Below are 12,363 nucleotides of genomic sequence, written 5' to 3' on the forward strand. Positions count from 1 at the left end.
TAATACTATATAGTAGTAATGAGTATTACTAAGTAGCTTGCAAGGAGGATATATGAAGGATCTAACTGAAATGCTCAAGGGAGTTCTTGAAGGAGTAGTACTTCAAAAAATTCAAAAGGGAGAAACCTATGGATATGAAATAACTAGATATCTAAATGAATTAGGTTTCGATGATATTGTGGAAGGAACTGTATATACCATTCTTGTTCGAATAGAGAAAAAAGGTCTCGTGGAGATTGAGAAGAAAAAATCCGAGCTTGGACCTGCGAGAAAATTTTACACACTAAATACTAAGGGAGAACAAGAATTAAATGATTTTTGGCAGCGTTGGTCATTCCTAGAAGAAAAAATGAATGAAATAAAGGAGCAAAAAAATGTTTAAAAAGATGATTGGAGAAAAACGAGAATATCGTGTATATAAAGAAAGAGTGAATCAATTACCTGAAGAATATAAAAAGGCTATGAAAGCAATCGAAAGTTATATGTGGAACTTTGCTAAGGGTCCAGGCATGTTGGAGCTTTTAAAGAATATTTTAGAGATGTTCGAGAATAGTGCCAGTGATGGATTAAATGTACGAGATGTAGTAGGAAATGATATAGCAGAATTTGCTGACTCATTCTTAGCCGAATTTCCAGAAGAAACATGGATTGACAAATTAAGAAATAAATTAAGAGATTCTATTGAATAAGCTAGCTTTTTATTTCTACAGAGAATCGTGATTATGTTAACTAAATTTGTATAGAGTATACAGCGTAAAAACAGAAAAAACCTACCTTTTCCCAGTCAAAAAAGGTAGGTTTTTTCGTCACGTAATTAGAAGTTACTCATGATGATTTTATACATCTTGAGTAGTTTGCTCAAATTGTTAAATGTTATTCGTATAGACAATTTACGTAAAAATGGGTTAGTGAATATAGTGAAATTAGAATGAATTGTATCTTAATATTGTAATTTCTTTAAACGCTCTTTTTTTAATAAAAACCTTATCTAAATACACCATCATAATGATTTTTTCATGTTTACAGATAAAGCCGATGGGATTAATAATTTAATTGGCTTCATCTACTATAAATTTGATACTAGGAGGATATTTCCTTTGGATGTAAACTTATATAATATGACTCATGACTTTGAAAGGGTATTACGTAGAAGCAATGAATTTAAAAGCTTAAAAAGTATATATAGGGAAGTTAATGCTGACCCAAAGACAAAACAACTTTTTAATAAGTTCCACAATTTACAAATCGAATTACAAAATAAGCAAATGACAGGTCAGAAAATTATGCGGGATGAAATTGAGGAAGTCCAAAAAATAGGGGAAGTTGTTCAGAAAAATGAAATGATTGTACGATTGATAGAAGCTGAACAAAAGATGAATATATTGATTATGGAATTAAATAAAATTATTACAAAGCCTATTCAAGAACTTTACGGTAACTTTGAAGAAAGATAATTCAAAAACAAAAGTATGTAAGTATTAGAAACATATCCTTTATTCAGCAAAGTAAAACTCCTCAAGGTTTTTAAATCTAAGGAGCTTTAGCCTTGATGAAATTTTTAAAAAAAGGAATTAGGATATATATCCAGACTTCCGATGACTATTTCACATAAGATAAGAACAGTATTGATAAAACTATATTTATCTTATTTAAACTATGAATGATTAACAACAACCACCGTAACCATAAGGATATCCATACCCGTAACCACCATATCCTCCATAAGGATATCCATACCCACCATATCCACCGGAAAATAAAGAACCAGCTAATAATCCACCTGCTAATCCACCTATGAATGGACCACCGAATCCGAAACCAGGTCTGCCAAAGCCAAATCCGGGTCTACCGAATCCGAAACCAGGCCCGCCAAAGCCAAATCCGGGTCTACCGAATCCGAAACCAGGCCCGCCAAAGCCAAATCCGGGTCTACCAAATCCGAAACCAGGCCTACCAATAAATCTTTCATCTAAATTCATGAGAAAAACCTCCGTTTTGTTTTCTTATCAAATCAAGAATATGCATTAACCTAGATTCTCTCTTGGGTAAATGCCTTTATTTAACGAAAAATAAGTAAAAAGTAATAAAAGAGAAAAGCCTATTTTTGAAAACATTAGAGTTATTTTTTAGTTAAAAAAACTATTTGTTCAATATCCAATTTTAAAAGCCATTGGGATTAAAAATCCCAATGGCTTTTAGTTCTTAATGGCGTAGCCCATATTTGATGGAGATAGGCTCTTTACAACTTAATATCCATAAACTATAAAAGCTTAGTAGAGAGAAGGTGAATTCAATGCAACAAGGACACTCTTCATATGTACCATGGGAACAATGGCATCAGCAACATCCTCATAGTAGCTGGCAACAGTGGCACCATCAGCACCCGCACGTACCATGGGAACAATGGCACCATCACTATCCTCACAGCACGTGGCAGCAATGGCATCAGCAAAACCCATATGTGCCATGGGGACAATGGCATCAGCAGCATCCTCATAGTAGTTGGCAACAATGGCATCAAACGTACCATCAGGGATAATAGGGTTTACTTTCCGCAGAAAAATCAAAGTGATCAGAGGAATACTTTATTATTCTATGTAAAATAACATAGAAAGTTTATATATTTGCCTATTTTCCTGGTTTCAGTTAAAAAAACCACTTATAAAGAGTGGTTTTTTATTTATCTTTGCTGTTTATACAGAGCAATTGCCGATAACATCCATTATGTTAACTAACTTTGTATATTCTATACAACATAAAAACAGAAAAAACTCCTTGTTGTGGTAGGTTGTTTTTCTTTAGGAAAGATCAAGCTTATAGTTTCTGTTTCTTTATACAAACGCCCTGTCAAGGCATTCTTCTATTGCATAAACTATAATTTTAGGAAAAAAAAGGGAGGGAGGAAGAGTTAAGGTTGAGTGTTTTTTTGTCTAATTGGGATATACAATCTATTAATTTATGGCTATCAAAAATGCATCATTATAAGGATACAAGTAAAAGTCAAAGGGCTAACGAAGCTGATATAATCTTACAGTTGACATACCCAAAGATTGGTAATGGTCGCCACCGTATTGTCTTTGATTTTAATAATGGATATGTATTAAAAGTAGCCCTTACAAAGAAGGGGATTCAATGTAATGAAACGGAATTTAAAATATATAACCATTGTCGAGCTGATTTACGAAAACACCTCTGCCGAGTGAAAGAAGTTGGACATGGTTGGATCGTAATGAAAAAAATGGACATTGAAGTTCCCGTTGAAATAAGTAATAAAGAATTAATCCCATTAAAAAACAAATTTAGCGATGCCGGAATCAAGCCTAAGGATATGGGTAATAGTAATATAAGGTTATCCAAGAAAGGTAAAATTACTGTCGTTGATTATGGAAATTTTATTATGTATTGAAGTGAATATAGATACTGGAGTTGGCTATGCTTTTGGTCTAGAATCTAATCAATACCGAGCTTATTGGGTTCAGTTTTGTTCTGATAATGGTGATTATATTAACTGACCTTGTATATAATATATAGTTTAAAAAACAGAAAAAAACTACCTGTCGCAACAAAGGTAGCTTTTTTCTGTTTTTTAGCTGTAGTTGTTGGCTGATGCCTCACGGCATCTTGAGTAGTTTGCTCGAGAGGCATAATTTTATTCGTTAATATAAAAAATAGGGTATTTATTTAGTACAAGCCATTCTTAAACTACATATTATACATGGTATACCTGCAGTTTACTCTCTTTCCTAGTCATGATACATCTTTAAAATAAAGAAACTACTTTAAAAACTAAAAATTAGTAAGTTATTAGCTTACTATCTTCTTGGAATTATTTACTCCTAGATTTTTCAATCTCCTATGATTATGGTTATTAACGGAAGTACTATACATACATAAATAAGCATTGGGAGAGAGAATTGTGAAAAAACAACTAATAGTATCTGCACTAGCTTTATCTATTATTGGGGGAGTTTCATCAACAAATGCAAGTGCAATGAGCATGTATAAAGAACCACCTTTTGAAGCATACAAAGTAGATAAAGGGGATAGCTTTTTCTTTATTGCTATACGTTACGGTTTAGATTACAAAAAACTGATGGAATTAAATCCATCAGTTGATCCTTACAACATGCAAGTAGGGTCAATTATTCGTTTAAAACCTGAAACCTCGGTTACTAAACCAACAGCTTCAAGTTCACAACTAAGCGCTTATGAACAAGAAGTTGTTACATTAGTCAATCAAGAACGTACAAAAGTTGGTTTACCAGCTTTAAAGGTTGATAATCAGCTAGCTAAAACGGCTCGTCTTAAATCCCAGGATATGCACGATAAGAAGTATTTCGATCACACATCCCCAACTTATGGTTCACCATTTGATATGATGAAACAATTCGGTATCACTTATAAGATAGCTGGTGAAAATATTGCTTACGGTCAGAAAACACCTGCTGAAGTAATGAATGCATGGATGAATAGTCCAGGTCATAAAGCAAATATCTTAAACAAAAACTTTACTCATATTGGAGTAGGTTACGTACAAGATGGTAGCTATTGGACACAACAATTTATTGGTAAGTAATAAAGAAAAACTAGGCTCAAAAGAGGAGCCTAGTTTTTTTGTATGCATAGCAATTAAGTTAGAGTTTTAATTAGATTTTGATTGGATGACAGTTGTTCTAAACTTGAAAATAAAAGGTACCTATAATGGTGATTATGGTAACTAAAGATGCATATCTTATACAGCTTAAAAAACAGAAAAAACCTACTGCTCCTGTTCAGTAGGTTTTTTTGTTTACAAGTGATTTTATACAGAGCGATGATTCATCCATCTTGGATAGTTTGCTCAGGTTATAGAGTTTTATTCATTTCTTATTTTATTTTCTATTTTGTATCATAGCTTTTACATTTTGAGAAGATAAAGGTTTCCTGATAGAATGCTTGGATTGTATAGCCGTCTTTCAATAAGCACACGGTAAGATCTTGAATAGATGTGTCATTTGCACAAGCTGGAGGAATTGTGCCTATAGAAGGACTAATAAGTACCACTCTGCCAGTTGTTTGATTGAATGTCACAAATATTACATTGCAATGGCGATAGCAATTTCCACGAAAATGATGTTCCGAAGACATATCATCACTTCCCTTCGTAAGACAAGATATATAATTATGGTATGTAATTTTATAGAAAAAGCTTGGACGATTTTTGCTTCTTCTATGAAAATTAGAAATGATTCAAAAAGAAAAAACCACTGTTTATCACCAGGCAGTAGTTTTTCCTTTAAGATAATAGCAATATAGGAACTCAGGATCTATTAAAAGAGCAGGGGTACGCTCACTTCTATAGTATGCAAGATAATAAAAAGGGTTTGGACAAGCTTGGAGATTGCAAAGAAAATTTTTAGTTAATAGAGGTAAGAGGCTATTGATTAAAAGACTAAAACTAGATTATTTGATCATTTTTATAGAAATGCCCCCTAAGTAGACGTTTAGCTTGTACCAATTTTATTTTTTTTCATATTATGTAGTATCTCTTTTATGTAGGAGGTGATTTAAATGTCCTATGGTAAAAGAAAAAAAGTTATTCATGTTGATAAAGTGATTATTAAGACAGACAAAGTAATTATTAAAAAAGATAATAAAAAAGATGATAAAAAAGATCATGACAGAGGATGTTGTTGTTGCTGTTGTTGTTCTTAATTCTAGATTTTTCAAGAATTAACCTAACCTAGATAATTTTCTCTATTATTTAATAACAGTAACTAACCAGATATAAAAAGACGTTGGTTGAAGCTTACCCAATGTCTTTTTTATGGTTGATTCCTTATGCATCCCAAACTTTTATTAAACAGGAATAGACAAGCATACCAGCAAAATCAGTCCATTTAAATATAATAGATTATATTTAAAAAAATTATCCGATGTTTGATACTACATAATATATTAAATAAATGATAAAAAGGATGAGGGAGAAAGTGAATATAACCCAACAATTAGAAGCAGCTACTGGGTGGAAGTTTAAAGAGTTATGTATAGATGATATTCATATTTACTCTAATTATATAAAGAAATCAAAAATACCTGTTAATGAATGGTCCACATCGTTCCCATATTTATACGCTTCTTCTTCTTATCTAACAATATTATGGACTATCATAGACAACATGCTTGTAACATTTCGGTTTTCAAAAAGTAAAAATCAAATCCACTTACAATGTGTTCCTTTTGGTGAAGGAAGCCCCGATCACGTTGTAAACGTATTATACAAATGTCTAATGTTCTGTTATACATGGAATAATAAATCTAATTCACATACAAAGGTCTCTATTCTTAACGAGGCACAATTGGAATTTTTACAAGAATCGAATTTATTTGATAAATACTTTAAGTTTTCATACCATAAAACCAGAGGACGTAACGTAATGGAACGGCATTATAGCATTAAGAAGCTTATTTCTTTGTCTGGGAAAGATTTTGCCTATGTGAGAGAATCAATTAATAATTTCTATAGGAAAAATCCTGGTTTGATTATAAGGTATTATACACCCAGCGATTATGATAATTTAATCAATCTATATACTCATTGGTTCAAAACTGCAGATGAAAAATATTTTTATATTAGCGATAAAATAGAGTATCGTCAAATCTTGAAGTATTACACTCAACTTAACCAGATTATTCTTGTTGCTGAAATTGACGGACAGATCATAGGAATGATTGCTGGAGGAGAACTTCCAAACGGGCAGTCATGGGCAAGTCTTAGAAAAACAACAAATAATGGAAGAGGGATAACACAAGCATTAGTAGTAAAACTTGCAGAAGAAATTCATAATCTAAATCCTAACATCGAATTATTGAATGACGGTACTGACGATGGACAAGAGGGTCTAATATTTGTAAAAGAAAAATTCAGGCCTGTACTAAATTTAACACTCCATTCTCTATATCTTAAATAAAATTTATTATATTTTTTAGCCTGTTGTTAAAGTTATTACAAAACAAAAGATAATTAAAATCCATTATGGTAACTAAACATATATAAGATATATATCTAAAAAACAGAAAAAGACCATCTCTCCCCAGTTTAAAGAGATGGTCTTCTATTCCTTGAGTCAAAATCGTAAATGACCCTTTCACGGCGTCTTGAATAGTTTGCTCAACTGATAAAAGAATATTCATAATAGGCAAGTTACCTAAATCTAAATTGACGCATACTTTTAGGTTTAAGAGTAGTTTTCTTATTATATGATTTGCAAAAAAACAGGAGTTCTGAAAGAGTGTGAATTCTTTTATACAAAATAAAGGTGTATATAATATATTTTAAAAAGCCGGGAGTGGGGGCTGTTCTATACATAGCTTTTTTTATTATGTACTAAACCTGTTATTTTGGTGGTGGTAATAACAGGTTCAGGGGGTTAGGCACCTTTTCCTTGTACAAGGATACTTCATTTTATGTAAAACTTCTTAAAAGGCTTGTACGATTGTCCGTATATTAATGATTAATTGGAGCTTGTATATTTTAGGCGAACATTTTTATTACTTGTACATATTATAAAAATATAACGTGCAGGGTGGTGAAGATATGGGCTTTTTCGGTGGTTACGGAGGTGGCTGCGGTTTTGGAGGCGGCTATGGCTATGGTGGTTACGGTGGTAACTCAGGTGGTAGTTTTGCTATTATTGTTGTTCTGTTTATATTATTAGTTATTGTTGGTTGTACTTGCTTTAAAAGTAGTTATTAATAAGTAGATGAAGTTTATAAGGATCTTTTTACCATTAATCCGATGAAATAATGAATTCCATCGGATTTTATTTCTAATAGAATTTTTGTATGTTAGTTTGATAGATATTAAACATTAAATTCTTATTTTACATAACACATGACAAATCTCAATTTTAAACATTCTACTTTCATTTCAAAGGCGCTTAACAGCAACCTCCATAGCCATATGGAGAAAGTAAAGAACCGGCTAATAAACCACCAGCTAACCCTCCTACAAAGGGACCACCAAAACCAAAACCAGGTCTTCCAATAAACCGTTCATCTGCATGGTTTAGCTGATTTTCTTGAGAATATAAACTGGGTAAAAAGTGTATTTCTGAATTCATGAGCGAAACCTCCATTTTTTCTTATCAAATCAAGAATATGCATTTACCTAGTTTACTTCTTGGGTTAGTGTCCCTGTTTTATGAAAAATAAGTAAAAAGTAATAGTTTTTTAAAATAAAAACTACAATTTTAAAAACTATTACGGTCGGGTTTAATACAAGTGATTTTTATTTGAGAATTAAACATGCTCATAAATGCTTACGGATACATATAATACGTTAGCCCATATAAATTATATCCCTACTCCTTTACTCAAATTTTTTAAAAAGGAGCGATAGTATGTCTAGTTATGGTGGATGTGGACTTGGTGGAGGTTTTGCCCTTCTAATTGTCTTATTTATTCTTCTTGTCATTATTGGATGTAGTTGTTTTGGTGGCGGCTACGGAGGCTTCTGCTAATTCAATAAAAAGCCTTTCATTTGAAAGGCTTTTTACATAGACCCATTTATTTTAAATCCTTTTAATGATAGGCAAGTTCCTAAAATATTGTGAATGCATATGATGAGCTTAGCGTACCCCGCCATTTTATTCTAAAAGCAACCTTTGTTTTTTTGATGTATTCTCGACTAATTAGAAAAACTCCTGATTGTAGTTGAAATCAGGAGTTTTTTGCCGTTCATATCAAAAGATTTGGAGGTAATTTATTTACATAACCCTAGTCAATTTTAAAAAATATTGTTGACTATGGTAATTATATCCTTTAAAATTTTATCGCCCCTTTTTGAGTGCGCACTCAAAAAGGGGCGATAAAATTTATGCCTAAAACGCAACCTGGATTTAAGCGTTTAAATGCTGATATCCCAGAAGAACTGTTTAAGGAATTTGCCAAGAGATGCATTGAAGAAGGTTTAAGCAAAAAAGATTTTCTTGTTCAAATTTTAGAAAAAGAACTCTTGAAAGATTCAAAAAGGTAGAAGAAAAAAACAAAATAAAAGGGCACTTTCCCAGCAAGGAAAGCACCCCATGTAGAACTCGTAAGGACTTTTATTATAACATGGGTTATCCTCAAAAAACAGGAGGGTCTTAAGATGGATCAAACCGAAAAATTGTTAATGGGTATCGAAAATATTTTGAGTATGGCTTTTGATTTAGTACAAGAAGTAAATCGTCTTAAACGTGTGGAAGAAAAATGTCAGATGCTTAAAGAAAAACTTTTTTTTGAAACAACTTACGACATCTGAACAAGACGTTTTTGCTCTCACACTTGATGACCATTCTATTACGAAGATGCAAGATATTTTGTTCAGAGAAGAGAGCACAATTAAGAATTAGAGGCGCAGCATTCTACAAAAATTAAACGTTTCTTCGATGAAAGAAGCGATTGATTTTTATAAAAAAACCACCCAGACTTCTTCTCAAAACCTCACGAATTATCATCAAAAAATCTTTCAAAAACTCGTTAATAATTCATAAAAGTTGAGGGGACGGTGAGTGGACAGTAGTTCAACATTTGCAAAAAAGTGTCAAAATTGATGTCGACACTAGGTCAACATTAGGTGTTTTTTTTACTCTTTAGGTCAACAGCAGGTCGACAGACTGGAAGTTTTCGTGGGGTCACTTTTTTGAGGGTGAAAACGTTGTTTTGCTGGGCTTTGCCCAGCATATCATAGCCAAATGATATCAAAAACCCCTTATGCTCTTCTCTACTCGTACTGGAAATTTTGCAATTTGATAGAAAAGGAATGATTTCATGGATATCTTTTTACGAAATATTGATCCGGTTGCTATGCAAAAAGTTGATGCACTAGCGAAAGAAAATGGAATGTCTCGTCAACAATTCTTGAAAGAACAATTCGAAGTATTAGCTTTTTTTGATGAGCAAGTAGTAAGAGAAAAAAGATTAGAAGCAATCATTGATCAGAACATCGAAATCATGAAACAATGTGCGATATCAATTGAAAAGATGAACGATATTATCTATGAACTGATGGGAGATGTGGAGGAGTAATGGAAACACAACGACGTATGATTACACTTGATAAAGAAACGGATCAATATATCCAAGATTATATGGCTGAACATAAACTTCGTTTCCCAGGAGAAGCGATTATGGATATCTGTAAAAAGTATCGGGAAGAAAAAAAGAAAGAATGGTCGTTAGACTATATTACGGAAACTGTTAGTGAAAATCTTCATGGTGTATTAAAAAATGAACTTAAAAAAATTCGATTAGGAACAAACAGTGCCGATAAAAACACACAAATTCTTATCGAATTCATGAATGGATTGTATTTTCACCATGGCTATAAGGGGATTATGACAACGGATCTTCAAGAGTTAGAAGAAACTAAACTTGCCAAAAAAGTTGTAGGTGAACGTATTGTTAATCAACGACAAAAACGGATAGATAAGGAAAACGCTAAAAGCTAAAATAGCCTTTAAGGCTAGCTAGGTAGGCTTAAGCCTACTTTTTCTTTTAGTAAACGAGGTGTATATAGCTTGATATGTAGTTATTGTGGGACAGAAGGATTAGAAGATAGCTGCTCTTTTTGTGGGGCTAATTTAAATATAAAAAGACCCAAACTTAAAGAATTTGTGTTCTTAGAGGACGTTCAGAAGTCTTTTAATGAACTTGCATGCTTTCATACGTATGATTTGTTAGTTTTGCTGCGTTTGGTACGTAAAGAACGGGCAAAGGCGTATGATTTAAAGCTAACGCTTAAAAAGGCTGCTAAGAGCCCTCAAATTGACGAAGTAATCTTAAACTATTGAGAAGATCAAACGGACTTTATACAAAGCGTATGAGAGTAATAGAAGGCATCTTAATAGATAGGATGCGGTATAAGCCTCAACGAGTAGATGACAAATTGTTAGGAAAATTGGCTAAAAAGCTACGAAAAGAGTATAAAAAAGCTCGACCCAAGGATATTCAAAATGGAAAAATACTTAGTTATGAAGAAATGGAATTTGCCAACGAATTGCAAGCTAATACTAAAGGAATGAAGCTTGTGCCTGATCGTAAAATCAAGAATAACATTCCTTTTGTTCAAATTATCCAGCATAATTTTAGCTATTTAAGAAAAGAAGGCTATTTAACCTTGGCTGAGGAAGGTTTTTTAGTAGGTATTTCAGAATTTTTAGGTTTTTCATCAAATTGTATAGAAGAAAAAAGACCCAATTCCTTTAAATCAATCTGATTTGGCTAAGGCTTTAGGAAGAGGAAAGAATAAAATTAGCCCGTTAGTTACAAGTTTAGTAGATAAAGGGATTATGGCTCGTGCTGAATCAGGTTTAGAAGATAATAACGTAAGATCTTAAGCGATATATATAAATCCTCATAAAATTATTATTCTCGAGCAAACTACTAAGGTGCTTCAAAGCACCAAATAAAATGAATATCAATGTACATACAAGAAGAACTTCCTACGTAAATAAGGAGTTTTTCTGTTTTTAAAGTGGATATCGTATACATGTTTAGTTAGCATAATCAATCTTCCAGAACACAACACAAAAAGAACCCCTTTTGGCGCAGTGGGGTTACATACAAATGGAATGTAATCACAGATATACAACTTTTTGTACATCCTTGATTTCTCAGCCTTCTCTGCAAGCGTCTTAGCAAAATACATGTATAAAAATCCTACTTATATATGTTAAAGCATATTAAAAGTAGTATCTACCAAAACTATCTAAACTAAATAAAAAGCAGTTTGCAAATGCAAACTGCTTTTAAGATGACCCGTACGGGATTCGAACCCGTGTTACCGCCGTGAAAGGGCGGTGTCTTAACCGCTTGACCAACGGGCCAGTATGGCTCCACAGGTAGGACTCGAACCACCGACCTCACGCTTATCAGGCGTGCGCTCTAACCAGCTGAGCTATAGGCCCTTCATTTGGAGCGGGTGATGAGAATCGAACTCACGACATCAGCTTGGAAGGCTGAGGTTTTACCATTAAACTACACCCGCACGTTTTCTTAAAATGGCGGTCCCGACGGGAATCGAACCCGCGATCTCCTGCGTGACAGGCAGGCATGTTAACCGCTACACCACGGGACCCAAATATAAAATGGAGGAGGAAGAGGGATTCGAACCCCCGCGGGCTTTGACACCCCTGTCGGTTTTCAAGACCGATCCCTTCAGCCGGACTTGGGTATTCCTCCGTATATTGTATGGTGGAGCCTAGCGGGATCGAACCGCTGACCTCCTGCGTGCAAGGCAGGCGCTCTCCCAGCTGAGCTAAGGCCCCATAAATGGTCGGGAAGACAGGATTCGAACCTGCGACCCCTTGGTCCCAAACCAAGTGCTCTACCAAGCTGAGC

At 33.6% G+C, this 12,363-nt stretch carries 19 protein-coding genes and 5 tRNA genes; 16 read left to right on the plus strand and 8 right to left on the minus strand.

Going from position 1 to position 12,363, the window contains the following annotated elements; translation table 11 throughout:
- Positions 1 to 52: 52 nt before the first annotated feature.
- The 3 genes from AC1DEF_RS27585 to AC1DEF_RS27595 all read left to right on the plus strand — a co-directional run bounded on the left by AC1DEF_RS27585 (position 53) and on the right by AC1DEF_RS27595 (position 1,454).
- Entirely contained in the window at positions 53 to 382 is a 330-nt protein-coding gene (locus tag AC1DEF_RS27585) for a PadR family transcriptional regulator (RefSeq protein ID WP_328257547.1), read from the plus strand.
- A complete protein-coding gene (locus AC1DEF_RS27590; RefSeq protein ID WP_427091847.1) occupies positions 375 to 689 on the plus strand; it encodes a DUF1048 domain-containing protein in 315 nt (104 codons plus the stop codon). Before AC1DEF_RS27585 ends, AC1DEF_RS27590 begins: the two co-directional genes overlap by 8 nt.
- A 327-nt stretch (positions 690 to 1,016) precedes the next feature.
- Positions 1,017 to 1,454 carry a YlbF/YmcA family competence regulator gene (locus tag AC1DEF_RS27595; protein ID WP_477727670.1) on the plus strand — a complete coding sequence of 146 codons (438 nt, stop codon included), beginning with the start codon at positions 1,017 to 1,019 and terminating at the stop codon, positions 1,452 to 1,454.
- A 210-nt stretch (positions 1,455 to 1,664) separates the two neighbouring features.
- On the opposite strand, the gene AC1DEF_RS27600 is transcribed toward AC1DEF_RS27595, so the two are convergent.
- The gene (locus tag AC1DEF_RS27600; protein ID WP_477727671.1) at positions 1,665 to 1,979 is read right to left on the minus strand and encodes a hypothetical protein; all 315 of its coding nucleotides are present in this window, start codon (positions 1,977 to 1,979) and stop codon (positions 1,665 to 1,667) included.
- A 314-nt stretch (positions 1,980 to 2,293) separates the two neighbouring features.
- On the opposite strand from AC1DEF_RS27600, the gene AC1DEF_RS27605 reads away from it, so the two are divergent.
- From AC1DEF_RS27605 to AC1DEF_RS27615, 3 genes are all read left to right on the plus strand, one after another.
- Complete coding sequence (locus AC1DEF_RS27605) at positions 2,294 to 2,539, plus strand: hypothetical protein (protein WP_477727672.1); 246 nt, start codon at positions 2,294 to 2,296, stop codon at positions 2,537 to 2,539.
- Positions 2,540 to 2,914: 375 nt separating this feature from the next.
- Positions 2,915 to 3,406, plus strand: coding sequence for a hypothetical protein (locus AC1DEF_RS27610; RefSeq protein WP_192101416.1), 492 nt, complete (start codon positions 2,915 to 2,917; stop codon positions 3,404 to 3,406).
- A gap of 510 nt (positions 3,407 to 3,916) precedes the next feature.
- Entirely contained in the window at positions 3,917 to 4,576 is a 660-nt protein-coding gene (locus AC1DEF_RS27615; protein ID WP_477727673.1) for a CAP domain-containing protein, read from the plus strand.
- 302 nt (positions 4,577 to 4,878) lie between these two features.
- Here the strand turns inward: AC1DEF_RS27615 and AC1DEF_RS27620 are convergent, their stop codons facing one another.
- Entirely contained in the window at positions 4,879 to 5,127 is a 249-nt protein-coding gene (locus AC1DEF_RS27620; RefSeq protein WP_328261355.1) for a hypothetical protein, read from the minus strand.
- Positions 5,128 to 5,550: 423 nt separating this feature from the next.
- On the opposite strand from AC1DEF_RS27620, the gene AC1DEF_RS27625 reads away from it, so the two are divergent.
- The 3 genes from AC1DEF_RS27625 to yjcZ all read left to right on the plus strand — a co-directional run bounded on the left by AC1DEF_RS27625 (position 5,551) and on the right by yjcZ (position 7,735).
- Positions 5,551 to 5,694 (plus strand): hypothetical protein, encoded by a 144-nt coding sequence (locus AC1DEF_RS27625; RefSeq protein ID WP_221785210.1) that lies wholly within the window; start codon positions 5,551 to 5,553, stop codon positions 5,692 to 5,694.
- Positions 5,695 to 5,969: 275 nt separating this feature from the next.
- Positions 5,970 to 6,950: a phosphatidylglycerol lysyltransferase domain-containing protein gene (locus tag AC1DEF_RS27630; protein WP_477727674.1), complete on the plus strand. Its 981-nt coding sequence runs from the start codon at positions 5,970 to 5,972 to the stop codon at positions 6,948 to 6,950.
- A gap of 626 nt (positions 6,951 to 7,576) precedes the next feature.
- A complete protein-coding gene (gene yjcZ / locus AC1DEF_RS27635; protein WP_080781597.1) occupies positions 7,577 to 7,735 on the plus strand; it encodes a sporulation protein YjcZ in 159 nt (52 codons plus the stop codon).
- A gap of 184 nt (positions 7,736 to 7,919) precedes the next feature.
- On the opposite strand, the gene AC1DEF_RS27640 is transcribed toward yjcZ, so the two are convergent.
- Positions 7,920 to 8,102: a hypothetical protein gene (locus tag AC1DEF_RS27640; RefSeq protein ID WP_477727675.1), complete on the minus strand. Its 183-nt coding sequence runs from the start codon at positions 8,100 to 8,102 to the stop codon at positions 7,920 to 7,922.
- Between the two features lie 279 nt (positions 8,103 to 8,381).
- Here AC1DEF_RS27640 and AC1DEF_RS27645 point away from each other — a divergent pair, with 279 nt between their 5' ends.
- From AC1DEF_RS27645 to AC1DEF_RS27675, 7 genes are all read left to right on the plus strand, one after another.
- Positions 8,382 to 8,501, plus strand: a complete 120-nt coding sequence (locus AC1DEF_RS27645) for a YjcZ family sporulation protein (RefSeq protein WP_477727676.1) — start codon at positions 8,382 to 8,384, stop codon at positions 8,499 to 8,501.
- Positions 8,502 to 8,827: 326 nt separating this feature from the next.
- The gene (locus AC1DEF_RS27650; RefSeq protein WP_477727677.1) at positions 8,828 to 9,016 is read left to right on the plus strand and encodes a hypothetical protein; all 189 of its coding nucleotides are present in this window, start codon (positions 8,828 to 8,830) and stop codon (positions 9,014 to 9,016) included.
- Positions 9,017 to 9,130: 114 nt separating this feature from the next.
- Positions 9,131 to 9,283, plus strand: a complete 153-nt coding sequence (locus AC1DEF_RS27655) for a hypothetical protein (protein ID WP_477727678.1) — start codon at positions 9,131 to 9,133, stop codon at positions 9,281 to 9,283.
- A 509-nt stretch (positions 9,284 to 9,792) separates the two neighbouring features.
- A complete protein-coding gene (locus AC1DEF_RS27660; protein ID WP_477727679.1) occupies positions 9,793 to 10,050 on the plus strand; it encodes a hypothetical protein in 258 nt (85 codons plus the stop codon).
- A complete protein-coding gene (locus AC1DEF_RS27665) occupies positions 10,050 to 10,472 on the plus strand; it encodes a hypothetical protein (RefSeq protein WP_477727680.1) in 423 nt (140 codons plus the stop codon). The genes AC1DEF_RS27660 and AC1DEF_RS27665 overlap by 1 nt, the downstream gene beginning before the upstream one ends.
- Positions 10,473 to 10,541: 69 nt before the next feature.
- The gene (locus tag AC1DEF_RS27670) at positions 10,542 to 10,814 is read left to right on the plus strand and encodes a hypothetical protein (RefSeq protein WP_477727681.1); all 273 of its coding nucleotides are present in this window, start codon (positions 10,542 to 10,544) and stop codon (positions 10,812 to 10,814) included.
- A gap of 95 nt (positions 10,815 to 10,909) precedes the next feature.
- Entirely contained in the window at positions 10,910 to 11,239 is a 330-nt protein-coding gene (locus AC1DEF_RS27675; protein WP_477727682.1) for a hypothetical protein, read from the plus strand.
- A gap of 538 nt (positions 11,240 to 11,777) precedes the next feature.
- Here AC1DEF_RS27675 and AC1DEF_RS27680 read toward each other — a convergent pair.
- The 5 genes from AC1DEF_RS27680 to AC1DEF_RS27700 form a co-directional block, all read right to left on the minus strand.
- Positions 11,778 to 11,849 (minus strand) — tRNA-Glu (locus AC1DEF_RS27680).
- A gap of 87 nt (positions 11,850 to 11,936) precedes the next feature.
- Positions 11,937 to 12,010: transfer RNA gene (locus tag AC1DEF_RS27685), tRNA-Gly, on the minus strand.
- Positions 12,011 to 12,024: 14 nt separating this feature from the next.
- Positions 12,025 to 12,100, minus strand: a tRNA-Asp gene (locus AC1DEF_RS27690).
- A gap of 11 nt (positions 12,101 to 12,111) precedes the next feature.
- Positions 12,112 to 12,204, minus strand: a tRNA-Ser gene (locus tag AC1DEF_RS27695).
- 10 nt (positions 12,205 to 12,214) lie between these two features.
- A tRNA-Ala gene (locus AC1DEF_RS27700) sits at positions 12,215 to 12,290 on the minus strand.
- Positions 12,291 to 12,363 lie beyond the last annotated feature (73 nt).

The organism is Priestia sp. 10L35 (assembly GCF_056395685.1).

What these genes read in the sequence shown, in the direction of transcription:
- AC1DEF_RS27585 (WP_328257547.1), top strand. Translation starts at nt 53, where the DNA reads ATGAAGGATCTAACTGAAATGCTCAAGGGAGTTCTTGAAGGAGTAGTA.
- AC1DEF_RS27590 (WP_427091847.1), top strand. Translation starts at nt 375, where the DNA reads ATGTTTAAAAAGATGATTGGAGAAAAACGAGAATATCGTGTATATAAA.
- AC1DEF_RS27595 (WP_477727670.1), top strand. Translation starts at nt 1,017, where the DNA reads ATGTTTACAGATAAAGCCGATGGGATTAATAATTTAATTGGCTTCATC.
- AC1DEF_RS27600 (WP_477727671.1), bottom strand. Translation starts at nt 1,979, where the DNA reads ATGAATTTAGATGAAAGATTTATTGGTAGGCCTGGTTTCGGATTTGGT.
- AC1DEF_RS27605 (WP_477727672.1), top strand. Translation starts at nt 2,294, where the DNA reads ATGCAACAAGGACACTCTTCATATGTACCATGGGAACAATGGCATCAG.
- AC1DEF_RS27620 (WP_328261355.1), bottom strand. Translation starts at nt 5,127, where the DNA reads ATGTCTTCGGAACATCATTTTCGTGGAAATTGCTATCGCCATTGCAAT.
- AC1DEF_RS27625 (WP_221785210.1), top strand. Translation starts at nt 5,551, where the DNA reads ATGTCCTATGGTAAAAGAAAAAAAGTTATTCATGTTGATAAAGTGATT.
- yjcZ (WP_080781597.1), top strand. Translation starts at nt 7,577, where the DNA reads ATGGGCTTTTTCGGTGGTTACGGAGGTGGCTGCGGTTTTGGAGGCGGC.
- AC1DEF_RS27640 (WP_477727675.1), bottom strand. Translation starts at nt 8,102, where the DNA reads ATGAATTCAGAAATACACTTTTTACCCAGTTTATATTCTCAAGAAAAT.
- AC1DEF_RS27645 (WP_477727676.1), top strand. Translation starts at nt 8,382, where the DNA reads ATGTCTAGTTATGGTGGATGTGGACTTGGTGGAGGTTTTGCCCTTCTA.
- AC1DEF_RS27655 (WP_477727678.1), top strand. Translation starts at nt 9,131, where the DNA reads ATGGATCAAACCGAAAAATTGTTAATGGGTATCGAAAATATTTTGAGT.
- AC1DEF_RS27660 (WP_477727679.1), top strand. Translation starts at nt 9,793, where the DNA reads ATGGATATCTTTTTACGAAATATTGATCCGGTTGCTATGCAAAAAGTT.
- AC1DEF_RS27665 (WP_477727680.1), top strand. Translation starts at nt 10,050, where the DNA reads ATGGAAACACAACGACGTATGATTACACTTGATAAAGAAACGGATCAA.